This is a genomic window from Roseiconus nitratireducens, from assembly GCF_008629675.1.
Taxonomy (GTDB): Bacteria; Planctomycetota; Planctomycetia; order Pirellulales; family Pirellulaceae; genus Stieleria; species Stieleria nitratireducens.
Window position 1 is genome coordinate 45,755 of record NZ_VWOX01000009.1, and the last position, 16,338, is coordinate 62,092.

General features: G+C 59.5%; 12 protein-coding genes. 5 read left to right on the plus strand and 7 right to left on the minus strand.

Annotated features, from left to right (window positions below):
• Positions 1–704 precede the first annotated feature (704 nt).
• The 3 genes from FYK55_RS16165 to FYK55_RS16175 all read left to right on the plus strand — a co-directional run bounded on the left by FYK55_RS16165 (position 705) and on the right by FYK55_RS16175 (position 3,979).
• Entirely contained in the window at positions 705–2,198 is a 1,494-nt protein-coding gene (locus FYK55_RS16165) for a carbon-nitrogen hydrolase family protein (protein ID WP_150077672.1), read from the plus strand.
• Between the two features lie 63 nt (positions 2,199–2,261).
• Positions 2,262–3,107 (plus strand): serine/threonine-protein kinase, encoded by an 846-nt coding sequence (locus FYK55_RS16170; RefSeq protein WP_150077480.1) that lies wholly within the window; start codon positions 2,262–2,264, stop codon positions 3,105–3,107.
• A gap of 53 nt (positions 3,108–3,160) precedes the next feature.
• Positions 3,161–3,979: a PP2C family protein-serine/threonine phosphatase gene (locus tag FYK55_RS16175; RefSeq protein WP_150077481.1), complete on the plus strand. Its 819-nt coding sequence runs from the start codon at positions 3,161–3,163 to the stop codon at positions 3,977–3,979.
• Between the two features lie 32 nt (positions 3,980–4,011).
• Here the strand turns inward: FYK55_RS16175 and corA are convergent, their stop codons facing one another.
• From corA to FYK55_RS16190, 3 genes are all read right to left on the minus strand, one after another.
• Complete coding sequence (gene corA, locus FYK55_RS16180) at positions 4,012–5,097, minus strand: magnesium/cobalt transporter CorA (protein WP_235908736.1); 1,086 nt, start codon at positions 5,095–5,097, stop codon at positions 4,012–4,014.
• Between the two features lie 23 nt (positions 5,098–5,120).
• Complete coding sequence (locus tag FYK55_RS16185; RefSeq protein WP_161604553.1) at positions 5,121–6,200, minus strand: transporter substrate-binding domain-containing protein; 1,080 nt, start codon at positions 6,198–6,200, stop codon at positions 5,121–5,123.
• A gap of 200 nt (positions 6,201–6,400) precedes the next feature.
• Positions 6,401–7,684, minus strand: a complete 1,284-nt coding sequence (locus tag FYK55_RS16190; protein WP_150077483.1) for a protein phosphatase 2C domain-containing protein — start codon at positions 7,682–7,684, stop codon at positions 6,401–6,403.
• 263 nt (positions 7,685–7,947) lie between these two features.
• Between FYK55_RS16190 and FYK55_RS16195 the strand changes: the two genes are divergently transcribed.
• Entirely contained in the window at positions 7,948–8,700 is a 753-nt protein-coding gene (locus FYK55_RS16195; protein WP_235908737.1) for a hypothetical protein, read from the plus strand.
• Positions 8,697–10,385 (plus strand): serine/threonine protein kinase, encoded by a 1,689-nt coding sequence (locus FYK55_RS16200; RefSeq protein ID WP_150077484.1) that lies wholly within the window; start codon positions 8,697–8,699, stop codon positions 10,383–10,385. Before FYK55_RS16195 ends, FYK55_RS16200 begins: the two co-directional genes overlap by 4 nt.
• 374 nt (positions 10,386–10,759) lie before the next feature.
• Here FYK55_RS16200 and FYK55_RS16205 read toward each other — a convergent pair whose 3' ends face one another.
• The 4 genes from FYK55_RS16205 to FYK55_RS16220 form a co-directional block, all read right to left on the minus strand.
• Positions 10,760–11,836, minus strand: coding sequence for a transposase (locus tag FYK55_RS16205; protein WP_150077485.1), 1,077 nt, complete (start codon positions 11,834–11,836; stop codon positions 10,760–10,762).
• Positions 11,837–12,122: 286 nt separating this feature from the next.
• Positions 12,123–14,774: a DUF5060 domain-containing protein gene (locus tag FYK55_RS16210; protein ID WP_150077486.1), complete on the minus strand. Its 2,652-nt coding sequence runs from the start codon at positions 14,772–14,774 to the stop codon at positions 12,123–12,125.
• A gap of 114 nt (positions 14,775–14,888) precedes the next feature.
• Entirely contained in the window at positions 14,889–15,995 is a 1,107-nt protein-coding gene (locus FYK55_RS16215) for an isocitrate/isopropylmalate dehydrogenase family protein (RefSeq protein ID WP_150077487.1), read from the minus strand.
• Between the two features lie 37 nt (positions 15,996–16,032).
• The gene (locus FYK55_RS16220; RefSeq protein ID WP_150077488.1) at positions 16,033–16,332 is read right to left on the minus strand and encodes a putative quinol monooxygenase; all 300 of its coding nucleotides are present in this window, start codon (positions 16,330–16,332) and stop codon (positions 16,033–16,035) included.
• Positions 16,333–16,338 lie beyond the last annotated feature (6 nt).

A 16,338-nucleotide genomic window follows, 5' to 3' on the forward strand; every position in this document is an offset into this window, starting at 1 on the left:
GATGATCTGGGCGGCCCCTTATGATACACGACGGACCGGTTGTCGATCCAAAGCGCCGTTGCCGTGACTCGCGTTTCCGTTGCTTGACCAACCGATGGGGTCGGCCGAGTTTCCACCATCATCCGTCCAGGAATTCTCCCGCGACCTGGTTGGCTTCCCGCTCTGGGCGGCGCGGATTCTGTCGGTGCCGACGCCGCGAAAATGGTCTCCAAATGCGATCAACAAGCCCTAGACCGACGGGTGTCCGGTCCGATAATCTTCACGTCAGCGGTCGCAAACCGGTCTACCTCGCAACGGCACTTCGGCGTGCCCCAAGAATTCCAAATCGCCATTGATCCCGGCAGCCCTTCTGATCCTGGTGGCCACCCGATCCCAGGTTCGTCCGACCGTTTCCGCACCACGCGCCGCCTCCGGGGTGTCGATCTGCAGCTCCGCGCCGGATCGCACTGGAGCGCAGCCCGAAGTGGGACGTCTGGACCGCGCCGACCAGCAACCTTTCCCTTGCCGGGCACACCGCAAGCGGCGAAGGAGACGGGCTATCAGGCCCTCCTCGGCGAGCGTCCAAGTTTCCGATCTGTCTGGAACCACCCTTTGCATTGCAGAGACTACCCTTGAATCAATCTGACACTCCGTCGCGTGACGCCACCGCCCCCGAACCCGACTTCGATGTTTCCGAGTTCGAACGCAAGCTGGTGGTCCGCCAAATGCGGGTCGACGATTACGACAGTTTGGTCGCGATCCAGCGGAAGTGCTTCAAGAGCATGGAACCCTGGGGCCGGGACCAGATCGAGAGCCAATGCAGACGGTTTCCCGAAGGACAGATCGTGATCGAATGTGACGGCCGGCTGGTCGCCAGCAGCAGCAGTCTGATGCTGGATTTCGATGACAACCTGGAGTGGCACGACTGGAAAAAGACCGCCGACTCAGGCTACATCCGCAATCACCGGCCCAACGGAGACACGTTGTACGGGATCGAAATCATGGTCGACCCGGAGTTTCGCGGGATGCGTTTGTCACGCCGGTTGTACGATGCCAGAAAAGACCTGTGCCGTCGTCACAACTTGGAACGCATGATCATCGGGGGTCGCATCCCGGGCTATCACAAGTACGCCGCCCAGATGAAAGCTTCCGATTACGTCGACCGAGTGATCAACAAATCGATTTTTGATCCCGTCCTGACGGCGCAGATTGCCAACGGCTTTTCCCTCCAGGGTTTGCTGAGCAACTACTTGCCGTCCGATACGGAAAGCTGCGGGTACGCCACGTTCCTGGAATGGCGCAACCTGGACTACACCCCGGCCAACCGCCGCCGACATCGGCGAACCATCCGTCCGGTCCGGATCGGGGCGGTTCAGTACCAGATGCGTTCGATCGACGACTTTGAAGAGTTTGCCCGCCAGATCACCTACTTCGTCGATGTGGCCGGCGACTACAAATGCGATTTTCTGTTGTTCCCCGAATTGTTCTCGACCCAGCTGCTTTCGATCATGCCGGCGTTGCGTCCCGGCGAAGCCGCGCGGAAGCTTTCGGAATACACGCCGCGACTGCTGGAACTGTTCGCCGAGTTGGCCGTGCGGTTCGACACCAATATTGTCGCCGGATCACATTTCACGGTCGAGGAAGAGCGGCTGTACAACGTCGCCTTTCTTTTTCACCGGGACGGACGCATCGACAAGCAGTACAAGTTGCACATCACCCCCAGTGAACGACGGTGGTGGGGCGTCGAAGGCGGACCGTCGATGGAGGTCTTTGATACCGATTGTGGCCGAGTCGCCATCCAAATTTGCTACGACTGCGAGTTCCCGGAACTGGGACGGCTGGCCGCGCAGCAAGGCGCCGACATCATCTTTGTTCCTTACAACACCGACACGCGTGGCGGCTACCTGAGGGTGAGGACTTGTGCCGCGGCCCGATGCGTCGAAAACGATGTGTATGTCGCGATCGCCGGCTGCACCGGCAACCTGCCTTTCGTCGAGAATGCCGATATCCACTACGCCCAATCGGCCATCTTGACCCCCTGCGACGTGACCTTCGCCCGAGACGGCATCGGTGCCCAAGCCAACGCCAATGTGGAAACGGTGATCATTCACGACGTGGACCTGGAACTGCTGCGTCGGCACCGCGAACGCGGCAGCGTCACCAACTGGAAAGACCGCCGCACCGACTTGTACGATGTCACCTCGCTCCGCCAGGAATAGCCCGACAAAGTCCCGACCCCGACTGGTGATTGGGGCATCCACCGTTTGCAACGCGAAGTGTTCATGTCAAAAACATCCAGCCTGCCAGAGGAAGGACCGCACAAATCGCTTCGCATTGGAAGCCGTTTGGGTAAGTACCGCTTGGAACGCCGAATCGGTCGTGGCGGTTTCGCCGACGTTTACGCGGCGACCGACACGCTGCTGTCGATCAAGGTCGCGTTGAAGATCCCCAACACGAACTGGGTCTCCGACGACTTGATCCAGGAATTTCGTCGGGAAGCAAAGCTGACCATCGGGTTGGAACATCCGAACATCCTGCCGATTCGAGATGCCAGCTTCATCGATGGGCACTTCGTGATCGTCACGCCGCTGGCTTCACGCACGCTTGATGACCGACTGAAAAAGCGGATGCGATTCGAAACGGCCTACGAGTACACGTCCCAGATTCTCGCCGCGGTCGCCTATGCCCACGCGGCCGGAGTGATCCATTGCGATATCAAACCCGAGAACGTGTTGTTGTTTGATGACGGCCAACTCCGTCTGGGAGATTTTGGGATCGCCAAGGTGGCGCAGCGCACGATCAGTGGATCGGGCACCGGAACACTCGGCTACATGGCGCCCGAACAGGCGATGGGCAAACCCTCGACACGGAGCGACGTCTTCTCCATCGGATTGATCGCCTACCGGTTGTTTTCGGGCAAGTGGGCGGAGTATCCCTTCCAGTGGCCGTTTCCCGGCGCGGCGTCGATGCGGCGACGTGTCCATCCCGACCTGATCGCGATCATCCGCAAATCTGTTGCAATCAAACCGCGCGACCGTTTCGCAGATGCCGGAAAAATGGCCCAGGCTTGGGAGAAAAGCCGTCTGAAAGCCGTTCGCTTCGCTAAACGAAATCGCGTGGGAACGTAGAATGAGGTGCCGAGCCGATCGGCTGCTCTCCGTTCCAATTCTCGATCGATGCGATGTCATCCAGCGCCCTCGCCGCCCGCACCCTGAAATTCCTGGAAAGCGATTTGGATCAGCCCGAGCTGATCGATCTCGCCGAGGACGGGCACATCGTGGCGTTTCTGAAGACGTGTCCGGGAAAGCAGGAACCGAACGACGATAGCGCCGCTGTGATTCGCACCCGTGACGGAGGGATCGTGTTGGCCGTCGCTGACGGCGTCGGGGGCGCTCCGCTGGGATACAAGGCATCGGCGATCGCGATGCACTGCCTGGCCGAATCTCTGAACGAGTCCGCTGAAGGGGCGGACCTTCGCCCGGCCATCCTGGACGGAATCGAACGAGCCAATGCCGAAATCTTGGACATGGGTACCGGTGCCGCCACCACGATCTCCGTGGTCGAAGTCCAGAACCGCAAGGCCCGCGGCTATCAAGTCGGCGATTCGATGGCTCTGGTCGTCGGCCAACGCGGCGCGATCAAATGGAAATCTTTGTCCCACTCCCCCGTCGGCTACGCGATCGAATCGGGGATGATCGCCGAAGAAGATGCGATGCACCACGACGAACGCCACATCGTTTCCAACTTGGTGGGATCGCGCAGCATGCACATCGAAATCGGCCCCGCGGTCCCGCTGGCCCCCCGAGACACCATTCTGGTGGCCAGTGACGGCTTGCAGGACAATCTGCACCTCGGCGAAATCACCTCACTGGCCCGCGTCGGTCGACCGCTGGACCGGATGAAATCGCTGATTGCCCTGGCCGATGAACGCATGTCCGGCGGCGCCGAGGGCACGCCGGGGAAACCCGACGATCTGGCCATCATCCTGTTGACCCCTTGAATGCCGAAGCGGCCCGTCAAACTGTCCGTCGGTCAATCACGCGTCCGCATCCCGATCCATCCCTTGCGATAGAAATAGATCAACATCCCCGCGGCGGTGACGGTCATCGCGATCACCAATGACGGGTACGCCCAGCGGTAATGCAACTCGGGCATGTGTTCGAAGTTCATTCCGTAGATTCCCGCCATGAACGTCAACGGAATGAAAATGCTGGCCATGATTGTCAGTACCTTCATCACCTCGTTGGTCCGGTTGGCGATCGCCGACAGATAGGTGTTCATCAATCCGGTGACCATTTCGCGGTACATTTCGGCGACCTCCGACGTCTGCACACAGTGGTCGTAGGTATCCCGGAGATAGACCCCGACGTCTTTGCTGATCACCGCGTGGTCGCCGCGGACAAGCGAGTTGACCGCCTCCCGCTGTGGCCAGATCGCGCGGCGCAAATTGATAAGCTGGTTCTTCATCGCGTTCAATTCCGCCAACACTTCCGGTGACGGGTTGTAAATGACTTCGCTCTCCAGCGATTCCAGCCGGTCACCGATCGATTCCAGCGCCGGATAGTATCCGTCGATGATCGTATCGGCGATCGCGTACGCCAAGTAGTCAGATCCCAACTTTCGGATCATGCCCTTCCCGGATCGGATCCGCCGGCGCACCGGGTCCAGGACGTCACCGTAACGCTCCTGAAAAGTGATCAAGTAGTGCTTCGACAGGATCATGCTGACCTGTTCCATCTCGATCCGGGTTTCATCGTCCAAGCTGACCATTCGCACGACGATCAACAGGTGATCCCCGTAAGATTCGGTTTTTGGACGCTGCGGAACGTTGACGACGTCTTCCAGCAGCAACGGATGCAAATCAAACATCGCGCCGATCTCACGCATCACCGAGCGATCCCCGAAGCCTTGCACGTCAATCCAGCTGACCGTCTCGGCGTCAAAGGCAGCGCGCAAGGAGTCGACGCCAACGACGTCGGGCTCTTCGCATCCCTGCGGCCCATAGTGCATGATGCTGATCCGCGGGGCAGGAGCCTCTTTGGGAATCACCAAAGTGCCCGGACGGGCACCGACCTTGGGGTGCTGTTTGCGAAAGAGCGAAGGGATCAAAGGATTCACCCGGATGAATAAGGCGATAAACGTTACGGCAAGCTTTCACCCAGGTAGCCCGCCAGAACCGCCTCCCACTCCGGGCTGGAGATCTCTCGAAGCAAAACCTGGTTGACGCGTTCACGCAGCGGGCTTGCCTCGGGCAACGCGAAAGCATAGTTCTGTTCAGCGAACGTGATCGGCAACACGTACGCGTCGCCGCTCTGGTGCTGGAAGACTTCATACCGCAGAATCGCGTCGTCGTACACGACCGCGTCACATTTGCCGTCCTTGAGGTGTTGCAGCGCCTGGCCGACGTCGGCAAACGTCTGGTGCCCGATATGACGCGAACGCAGGTAGTCGGCCGAAGTCGAATTGGTCACCGTGGCGACCCGGACCCTGGCCAGGTCCGCCGGTCCGGAGATACGCGAGCGCAGCTGCGTGACGGTCAACGCCGACGTGACCGCCGCGGTGAAGCTGGCGACAATGAACAGTCCCAAAAACATCCAAACGGCTCCCATCAGGCGCCCCGCCGTCGTTCTGGGGACCTTGTCACCATAACCGACGGTGGTCAACGTGACCGCGGCCCACCACAGTCCGCTGGCGATCCCACGCGTCCAACCTCCCTTGAAATCGCCATCGGATTGCTTGCGTTCGAAAACGTAGATGGCAATCGCGCTCAGCAGCATCATTGCTCCCAGCGTGGCAACGATCCGCAGAAACGCCGGCGAAAAAACTGCCTGGATCACTCCGGTCCAGCCCGGCTTGCGTTGCTCGGTCCCCACCGCAATCGCCAACCCCGCCTGGTGGATCGGATGTGAGAAATCCATCCGTTTTTCCCGCTCGTAGTTCATCGTCAACGCGGCTGCCGCCATATCCACCTCGCCCCGTTCGACGGCATCGAGCATCTCGCCCAGCGCCAAGTCGCGAAACTCCAACGGCAGTTCGCGGCCGGATTCTGCCTGGAGTTCCGCGGCGACGACGCGTGCCAGATCAATGCTGATCCCCTGCCATGCCCCCCCTTCATCGCGCATCGCAAAGGGCGGCACGTCACGCGTCGCGATGACCAGCTTGTCCGGCAGATCCGGGTTCGAAGCCGACGGTGCGTCGGACGGGTCGATCCGCTCCGCCACTCCTTCCGCTTCGTCCGTGTCGGAGGTATCCGAGCCCGAAGTATCCCTGCCCGAAGTGTCCGAGCTACTTGTTGGCGCATCTGAAACAGATGGCGATTGTCGATCCGCCTGCGCCCAAACGGCAGCGGTCATGCACCCGAACAAGACCAGGCCTTGAACTGCAACCCACTGAAAGCTCCGTCTTCGGCTGCGACGCTGACTCATAACAACGGTCCGGTATCATCCAGATTGAAGGCGTCCACCGATTCCGCTTCGGCCAAACGCTTGCTCAAGTGCCTGCTCAGATTGCGCAACAACACGTTGCCCAACCGCGGAAGCTTGCGGGTCAGCGTATTGAATCGTGCCCGTTCGATAAACAGCAACTGCGACGGTACGGCCGCTTTAAAGCACGCGCGAGACATCGCCGGTTCGACCAGGGCCGTTTCGCCGAAGCAATCACCGGGCCGGAACTCCTGTCCGCAAACCTCGTCGTCGTCGGTCGAGATGCGTCCCCTCAACACCACCCAAAAACCCGCGAATTCCTGTCCCGGTGCGATCAGTTCCTTACCGGCGGCACATTGAATCGTCGACGCGATCGATAGCAGATGCATCAGCCGTCGGACGGACAAACGTTTGCAGAGAAAGGTCGATTGCAGTCGCGCGATCCGTTGTTGCGTGTCGATGGACGGACGGCTGTCACAATCCGACCTGGCTTCGACAACGACCGCGGTGATGTTGTCCGCCCCACCGGCTTCTTTGGCAAAGTCGATGAACCGGTGCAGCTGGTCCAAAATATCCCGTTCGGCCAAGATCCGCTTGACCGTTTTCTGTTCGTCAAAGTAATTGCTCAGACCGTCCGAGCAGATCAAGAAACGATCACCGGGAAGCAGGTCAAACAGCAACGTTTCGACGGCCACAAACTCTTGCGGACCGATGCTGCGAGTCAAAACGTGTTGGAATCGACTGCGAGCGGCTTGCTCCAACGTCAGACCGCCGGCCAGGTACATCTCGTTGGCCAGCGTGTGATCGGTGCTCAGCTGGTGCAGATCGGAATCTCGTAGCAAGTACAAACGAGAATCACCGACGTGGGCCATCACCGCTTTGTCGTCGACAACGATCAACATCGTCATCGTCGTTCCCATGCCCCGGAACTCGGGACTGGACCGCGCCAAGTGGTACAACTCGTGACTGGCAGTTTGAACCGCCTGTTCGGCAATCTTCAAAACGCGGTAGTAACCGTTGGGTGTTTCCTTGGCGGAACGCATCATCGGCAAATGGCGAGCGATGTACTGGGCGGCAAACTCGATCGCCCGGCCCGCGGCAATTTCGCCCGCGGCGTGCCCCCCCATGCCATCACAAACCACGTACAGCCCCAGTGTTTCGTCGATCAGGTAGTGGTCTTCATTGCCGTCCCGCCGCAATCCCCGATCGCTCAACGCCGACGCTGCCGTTTTCACAATTCTGCTCTCCTCCGATCGGACGCTTTGGGCGGCAGAAGGAAGCATCCGCGGCGCTCATCGCCCGATGGTCAGCTCCCAGGAACCCTTTGATTGTAATGGCTGGTCCAGCCGGATCCCACCTGCCGCAGCAGGCTGCGATTGGCCAGAACCCGCCTTTCACAGGCTTGCCGCGGCGATCCGTCCGACCGCGGTGGCCCGTTTCGGATCAAATCTGACTCAAATTTCACGCCGGGGCGCAACGTCTAGGACCATCTCGGGCTCCAGTGAATGGTACCGCGATCCGTCGCCTCCTCGGCCCCAGGCTCCCTATGAATCTCGAAATCTCCGATACTGCCCTGTCTGATGTTGACGCCCGATCGGACTCCACCGCCCGCACCGTCCCCGCCAAACATCGCTCCATTCCGCTGGCGGTCAAATTGGCGTTCTCCGCGTTTGTCGCCGTTTTGGTGCCGTACTATTGGATCGAGTACGGCCCGACCAATTTTTTCTACTACTGCGACGTTGCACTGTTCCTGGCCCTCGCCGCCGTCTGGACTGAGCGATCGCTGTACGCTTCGATGGCCGCCATCGGGATCACCGTCCCACAACTGTTGTGGCAGGTCGACTTCACCGGACAGTTGGCCGGGCTCCCGGTGACCGGCATGACCAGCTACATGTTCGACAGCGGAATCTCGTTGTTCGCCCGCGGACTCTCCTTCTTCCACTTCTGGCTGCCGATCCTGCTGGTCTTCTTGGTGGCTCGGTTGGGCTACGACCGCCGCGCCCTTGGGGCGTGGACGGCCACCGCATGGTGTTTGATGGTGATCTGCTATTTCGTTTTGCCGCCGGCCGGAGCGGAACTGGCGTACCCCAACCAGCCCCACAACGTTAACTATGTCTTCGGAATGGACGACGCTCAACCGCAACAGTGGATGGCGGCGGAAATGTGGCTGGCGTTGTTGATGGTCGGGTTGCCGTTGCTGGTTTATCTCCCCACCCACCTGACATTCTCAAAGTTCTTCACCGATCATCGGGATCGAGTCGAGCAACGTCTCCCGACGGAACCACCCAGCGCGTCATGAATGTCGACGATCGCCAGCGCATACCCCCGGACAGCGTATTTGAACGGTTGCTGGCCGAGCAGGTCGAAGCCCAGCAGCGTGGTGAGAGCATCGACCGCTCGCGGCTGTACCGCGACCATCCAGAACACGCCAAATCGATTTGCCAGTTCTTGGACGACCAGGAGTTCCTGTATCAGGCGTTGGAATCCAATGGCGCTTCATCGGCCGGTCCGGCGCATCAAGACACGCTCCCATCGAACCCATCGACGGATTCAACGAAGCGTCCCAATCAATCGAATTGGTCCCTGGCCAGAATCGGCGATGCGGAGTTTCCGATCGAATTCGGTGACTACACGCTGCTTCGCGAGATCGATCGCGGTGGGATGGGGATTGTCTTTCAGGCCTGGCACGAAAAACTTTCCCGGATTGTCGCGTTAAAAATCATTCGCTCCGGCGAATTGTCCAACCCGGAGGAGTTGGCGAGGTTTCGTGCGGAGGCCGAAGCATCCGCGTGCATTGATCACGTCAACATTATCTCGATTTTCGAGGTGGGAGAGGTGCACGGCCTGGTCTACTTCACCATGAACTTTGTCGACGGCACGGACCTTGGCAAACTCAACAAGACGCGGCGACTGGGCTTCAAAGAATTAGCCAGGATCATGCTGCGGGTCACGGATGCGGTCGAAGCGGCCCATCGATGCGGCATCATTCACCGTGATTTGAAGCCGTCCAACATCTTGATCGACGCGAGCGGCGAACCGTACCTGATCGATTTTGGTCTCGCCAAGAACCGACACAACCAGGCGCTCACCGGTACCGGGCAGATCCTCGGCACCCCCGCCTACATGGCGCCCGAACAAGCTCAAGGCCGAGAACTTTCGGCGGCAACGGACGTGTACTCATTGGGCACCGTCATGTACGAGCTTGCCACCGGGCAGCCGCCGTTCTCGGGACCGACGACGGTCGATGTCTTGCTGCAAGTTCTCAATCGAGAGCCGCCTTCGCCGCGTCACTTGGACAAACGCATCCCGCGAGCGTTGGACCAGATCATCACGCGTGCGATGGACAAGCAGCCGCGGCATCGATATGCGACCGCAGCTGAAATGCAGGCTGACCTGCAACAATTCATACTCGATGAACCCATTACTCGCCCCCGTCCTAGTTGGTCCGATCAGGCCAGCATTTGGTGGCGTCGACAACCGGTCTTGGTCAGCCACTTGCTGGGGACAACGTTTGCGCTGTTGATCGTGCTCATCTCGCTGCTGGTCCGGGGCAGCCTGTTGACGCAATCGTACTGGATCTTGGGGCTGCTGGCGGTGTGGGCGGGATCCAGCTTTGTCTTTCAACGGATGACCCTGATCGAAGGCAAGCAGATGCAGGTGCAATGGGCATGGACCGCCTTCGACGTGCTGATCTACACCTGGTTGATCTGCATCGCGGCGCCTCCGCGTGGGTTGCTAATGATTGGATACCCGATGATGATCGCGGCCAGTGCTCTGTTCTACCGGTCGCGTTTCGTGCTCTTCGTAACGGCGATGTGCTGCCTGGGATTCTTGTTCATCTTGGCGACCGTCCAGGACCCCATGTGGGAACGCCCGGAGTTTGCGGTCATCTACCTCTCCGGACTTCTGGTCTTGGCGCTATGCCTGACCTCCATGATCCGCAAGATACGCGGCCTGGCCGACTACTTCACCGGAACCCACTAATCACCCCGCTCCACCAACCGGGGACAGAGCACCTTCAATTGGCACCAACCGGGGACAGTCCACCAACCAGTCACCAATGGGGGACAGAGCACCAACCGTCCACCAACCGTTCAATCCGGGGACAGAGCACCGTCAATCCGCCCAGCACCAACCGGGCGACCACCAACAAGGTCAAACCAGGAGGGAGGGTCAAACCAGGGACAGAGCACTTTCCGTCGGTCCGGAAAAAACACGCAGTCAAAAAACACGCAGTCAACGCGTTGCCCCTCAGTCCCGAAGGGACGACCGATGTGTCATCCGACTGCCGCGGTCGACGCGCCGAACGCCGATCGAGCAATCGGTACATTCGCCCAGCCGGAACCGCATCTTGAGGTTCAGGCAGCTGCCGGAAGAAGACGTCGGGCCAGGGGGCGGACTCGGAATCGCCTGCCTGTGTGATGGCTACGTACCGACTGCACGCGGTCGCAACGACCGGCCACCAGGTAAAAACAGCGATCGAAGTCGGCGACCAACTCGCACCAAGACGATTGCTCAAGTCCCAAACGCTTCAAGATCGGTGGCAGCCGCATGGGTGTCGATCCTCGTTTCCCTGGAGCGATCTGGCGGGCGGTCCAATCCAACAGCTCCAGATAAGCATCCTCACTGAGCGAGAGAAATCCCTTGTCGCTGCATCGGCGTCCGTTTTCCGCGGGAGCCGCACCCACCGCATCACTTTTTTCGATCGTCAGCTTTGCTAGAAATGCATCCCGGCGGGCCGCTGACGAAGTTCGAGGGCCGCGGCAACACGCGACGCTCGTGGGGCGAACGTCAAAACGGGACTCAAGTCGACGTTGGACCGAAGTGTGGTCGCTGGCCTCAACGGTTTCGGCAAGCCCGGCACGGATCGGGTTGAGGTCCACGTAGGCGGCGCACGCCAACAAGGACTCTTCGTCGTCCAGCCGTGTTGCCCGATAGCGATCTTGCCAGAATCGTCCCGATTGCTCGTCCTCGCGATTGGCGCGTTGGGCGATGTTCTGGTTCAACAAACGCATCCACCAGGAAATACTGCTCAATCGGCGACGCACTTCGGCCAACCGCACGGGGCAACGGCGGATCGAATCGAGTTCCGCTTCGGTCGGATCGGCGGATTGACCTTTCTTACGCGTCGGTGGGCAGATCATCAGCCACCGACGAGCCACTTCCGTGTCGTCCCACGTTGCGACGACGTCCGGCCGAGAGCGGAGGATCAGATGGTAGTGATTCGACAGAATGGCGAAACACAGCAAGTCGATCCCGAAGCACCCGGCGAACCGTTCCAATCGCTCTTCGATCCAGACTTTGCGGTGATCGAAGTTTTTGCCGCTGACGGGATCGTCACCAAACAAGAAACACCGACGGACGGTGCGGTTGACGACGTGAACGAGTGTGATTTGATCGGGATCGATCAATTCGGCACGGCACAGGCGGGCCATGGCGGCACCTCCGAATGGGCGTAACTCGACTAACGATGCCAGCTGCCAGAGGAGTCCGATCTCCCGAACGCAGCTGATCGAGTCGGCAACGTGCCGCCCATATCCACTGCAAGAGAATAGACACGCCAAGCCGGTCCATGTCAACGTTTCGTCGGCGGCAATGCTCTGTCCCTCTTGATATCTGGAACGGATACAGTGTTCTGTCCCTCTTGATACCTCCGCGGGGACGAGATGGTGCTCTGTCCCCGTCCGCTGGGAAGTGCTCTGTCCCCTGGCGGCGATGGTTTTAGCGCAGCCAGATTAGCCAGTCTTGGTCGGGATTGGCGGGCGGTTGTCCCAGGGAGACGGTGGTTCCTCCGGTGACCTGTTGGACTGAACCGATCTGCAATTCGCCTCCGCTTCGCGGGTCGAACCAGACCACGTCAAAGACTTCTTTCTTTGCGCCGCTCAAGTCCAATTCGGTGCTCCCACCGTTGGGCAGATAGACCAGGTAGCTGTGCCCTGCTTTGGCGAAACAATACTTCGACACGTCGTGTTGTGGATTGCCGACCAAGTCATCGGCGTTCGCCATTTCCCAAAATGGCAGGTCGTGGTCGTGAAAAAAGTTGATTGCGATGCGACAGTAATCCCAACTCTGATCCCGGCTGCGCCAGTCTTCACAGACGATATCGTTCTCGTCGAATTGGTATCCAAAGTAGTACTCGTTCCCGGCTCCGCCGCCCATCAACGTGCCCCACAGGGTGAACTTTCGCACTTCATGTTGCGTGTGAGCCATCTTTCCCTGTCGATCATGACCATCAAACCCGCGGTACCCCAGGTCCGGACATTGAGCGTGCGCCGCCGATCCGGATTCGTCAAAAGCAACGACCCAAGGTTTCCCTGCTTCACGCGATGCGTCCACCCATTTGACGGTCTGCTCGTGCGTCGTCTTCAAACTGCTGTTTTGAAGAGAGACCCCCGTCAGCTTGGAACGATCTCCCAAGAGCGGACGATAGACCTGATCCTGTTGGTCCGGAAACGTGTGCACGACGATCGGATGTTTGTACGCGTCCAGAGCCGCCAAGTAGTCGATCATCGCAATCTGCTGTGCGGTGGTCTGCGTGTTCTCCTCGCCCAGATTCCAGTTCAGCGCCAAGTTGTGGCCGAAACGGGCGATCAATTCCCGACAATACAGTTTGCGTTGGGTCCCCAAGTCGCCTCCATCCAGACTCTCCGGAACGTTTCCCTGGTTCTTGCCACGTTTGTGGTCATCGTTCTCGGTCTCCTGCATCTTGAAATGCAGGTACATCCCCCGTTGTGTTCCATGATCAAACACGATTCCCCACTGATCCAATTTGCTGCAGTCGTAGTGCAGTTTGTCCTCGCGATCGATGAAGGGCCAAACGTTGTCACCGTCGCCTCCGGCGTTGTACGTCAGAAAGGAAAACGCATTGCACCCCTTTCCGGAAAGGTAGTTGATCGCTCCGATCAATCCCTTCCCCTTCCCGTCAGCCCAAGTCGGGTCCCCTTGCTCCCAATCACCCCGGTGGGGCTGCCAGGTTTTCAGGGGAGCCCGTCGAGGGTTCCCCGCAATCGTGTTGTCAAAATCGGCATACGCCAACAACGTCTCCGGAGCATCGGCTCCGGCTTTTAAAAAGTACTTCCCCGTGCCTGCGAACCGCAGGTAACGCTGGCCGACGTAGTCCAACCGCCCATGGGCCCGCAAATCTCGACCGCTCTTGTCGCTCTCCGCGATATCGATCGATCCGGAAACCGAATCGAACGGATCCAACGGAGCCCCCGAAGGCTGCACGTCCAATGCGGCGTTGCGTCCGGTTCGAAACGAAACCTCGTAACGCCACGCCCCAACTCGATCGGGTGCAAAATGCGCTCGCCAAACCGTGCCTGATTCCGCCGATGTATTGGCCGCATCTCCGTCCGCAGCGAAGTACCCGGGCACGGTGTACTCGGTGCCGTCCGAATGACGGAACCGGACCGTCATGCGATGGTCCGTAAACGGATTCGGTGCGTTGTCCTGCTCGTGGGCATACGGCCCGCTCAAATTGAACGTCAACTTATGCCAACGCTGCGGGGTGCCGGTCACCGTGACCGTCGCATCTCCGTCGACCCCGCGCGGCTGCTGCAACGGTTTCTCGCTGACTGGACGCGTCGGACTACCGTCCGCATTCGAGGGACGGCTCTGGGATCGATCGATCGCTGCGGTCCGAGACGTCTGCGGCAGCTGTCCCTGCTTCAACTGGACCGCCGGCCCAACGTCGTCGGGACGTTGATAATCGCGGTCGGTCGTCATCAACCACTTGTCAAACTCGAAACCGTCTTCGCGCATCGAGAACTGGACCGTGTGGACGCCCGGCGTTGGAACATCCAGGAAGATTTGATGCGGCTCGCCACAGTGTTCCTGCGCGGTTCGCTGTTTACTTTCCCAACGCCAAGTGTTTTTCCCCTGACACCACTGCAAGCGTTGGCCACTGGCGGGCCATTCGCCATCGAGTCCGACATGCAAACCGTTGTCTTCCGAACCCGTGGAAAAAGCTCTGGCCCAAACGTAGTACCGTCCGGGGTGGTCGAAATGGACTCGGTAGTGAACCACGGCCATCGCACCGGCTTCTGGCGAAAAATTCTCGCCCTTGATCAACCGGTCGTCGTGCGTCCGCCGCGTATCCGGCAGGATCTCCAGGTAGGCTCCTCCGCTGGCTCCGGCAGCATGATTCGGATCACCGTCGGGACCGACCGCCGGCGATTGATCTGCGTCGGTCAGGTAGAATGCGCGACGATCGGTCGAAGTTTGACGAAAGAAATGCTCGGCTTCGACGGCAACGATCCCGTCCTGCTCGGCGAAGACCACGCTTTCGTCGACCGTCGGGTCCGCGGCGGATGGCTTTGCTGCGGAATTCCATGTCAAAACAGCTAAGACGATACAGGGAAAGATTCTTTTCATGGCTGTGATCAGGACTCGAGGAGGAGAGGTTGCCAATCAGTTGGATGAACAGGGGATCCAGGGATGAACAGGGGATCCAGGGAAGAACATTGGATCCAAGATTGAGGGGAATACTTACGTTGCGGAGGCCAGCTTCAACTGGTCGGCGACGGCCTGGGCAACGTCGCTCGTCCCAGCCTTGCCACCCAGATCGGGCGTCAAACAGTCACCTTGCCGGATCACTTGTGCCACGGCGTTTTCGATGATCATCGCGGCTTCCAAACAAACCGCGTCGCGGTGTTTGTCGCCAAGCCAGTCGAGCATCATCGAAGCCGACAGGATGGTGGCCAACGGGTTGGCAAGGTTCTTACCGGCGATCTGAGGCGCGGTTCCGTGCGACGGCTGGAACAAAGCATGTTCGTCGCCGATCTCCGCGGAAGGCCCCAAACCCAATCCACCGACCAGACCGGCCCCCAGATCCGACAGGATGTCGCCGAACTGGTTTTCCATCACCAAGACGTCAAAATCCCACGGTCGTTGGACCATGTACAAGCTCATCGCGTCTACGTAGACGGCATCGCTAGGCACATCGGGATACTGCCCGGCGACGTCAAAGAATACCTGACGAAAGAATGCCAGTGAGCGGAACACGTTGGCCTTGTCCACGCAGGTGACGCGACGCTGACCATCCAGTGGCCGTCCGTTGCGTCTCCGTGCCAGACGAAAAGCGAAATCGGTGACGCGTGAAGTCCCCTGCCGAGTGATCACCATTGTGTCGGTCGCAACCTCCTCCCCGACGCGACTTCCTCCGCCGAACGAAGCAAACAGACCTTCCAGGTTTTCCCGGACCACGACGAAGTCGATCCCGGGTCCGGCATCCCGCAGGGCACAGGGGGCACCCGGGTAAAGCTTGACCGGCCGGACGGCCGAATGCACGCCCAGGGCACGACGAAGTCCGACCATCATCATGGGTTGCACTTCGGTGCCGTCGGGCTGCCGCACGTCGGGCAATCCGATCGCCGAAAGCAATACCGCATCGGCATCCAAACAATCCCGCAGCACGTCGGCGGGAATGGTTTCGCCGGTTTGACGATAGAGTTCCGCCCCCGCTTGATGGGAGGTAAAAGAAAGCTCCAGCCCGGGCAGTCCGGCAACCAACTGGTCCAGTACCGTGCGGGTCGCCCGCATGCACTCTGGCCCAATGCCGTCGCCAGGAAGTAGGGCAATGCGATAAGCAGTCATAGGGGATGCATTCAATTAATCGAGGTTGCTGACATTCCTAGTGATCGTTCAGACCAGCTTCCGCCCAACTGCGAACGTCTTTGCTGACCACCCATGGCGTTACCCGAGCATCGAACCGGCGAAAATGCGCACTGTCCAAATGCGTCTGAAACGCTTGGGAGTCGTCGTACTTTTCATACAAGAAAAAGCTTCCCGGTCGGTCAGGATCGATACACACATCGAATTGTCGGCAACACGGTTCCGACCGCAACGAATCCTGCGACTGTTGCATGACCGTCGCGCGAAACTCTTCCACGTGTTCTGGATGAATCTCAAATTGCACCGTGACGACGTACATCGAACA

Coding starts and splice junctions, on each gene's coding strand:
- FYK55_RS16195 (WP_235908737.1), top strand. CDS start 7,948: ATGAATCTCGAAATCTCCGATACTGCCCTGTCTGATGTTGACGCCCGA.
- FYK55_RS16170 (WP_150077480.1), top strand. CDS start 2,262: ATGTCAAAAACATCCAGCCTGCCAGAGGAAGGACCGCACAAATCGCTT.
- FYK55_RS16205 (WP_150077485.1), bottom strand. CDS start 11,836: ATGGCCCGCCTGTGCCGTGCCGAATTGATCGATCCCGATCAAATCACA.
- FYK55_RS16175 (WP_150077481.1), top strand. CDS start 3,161: ATGTCATCCAGCGCCCTCGCCGCCCGCACCCTGAAATTCCTGGAAAGC.
- FYK55_RS16220 (WP_150077488.1), bottom strand. CDS start 16,332: ATGTACGTCGTCACGGTGCAATTTGAGATTCATCCAGAACACGTGGAA.
- FYK55_RS16190 (WP_150077483.1), bottom strand. CDS start 7,684: ATGCTTCCTTCTGCCGCCCAAAGCGTCCGATCGGAGGAGAGCAGAATT.
- FYK55_RS16210 (WP_150077486.1), bottom strand. CDS start 14,774: ATGAAAAGAATCTTTCCCTGTATCGTCTTAGCTGTTTTGACATGGAAT.
- FYK55_RS16165 (WP_150077672.1), top strand. CDS start 705: ATGCGGGTCGACGATTACGACAGTTTGGTCGCGATCCAGCGGAAGTGC.
- FYK55_RS16215 (WP_150077487.1), bottom strand. CDS start 15,995: ATGACTGCTTATCGCATTGCCCTACTTCCTGGCGACGGCATTGGGCCA.
- FYK55_RS16200 (WP_150077484.1), top strand. CDS start 8,697: ATGAATGTCGACGATCGCCAGCGCATACCCCCGGACAGCGTATTTGAA.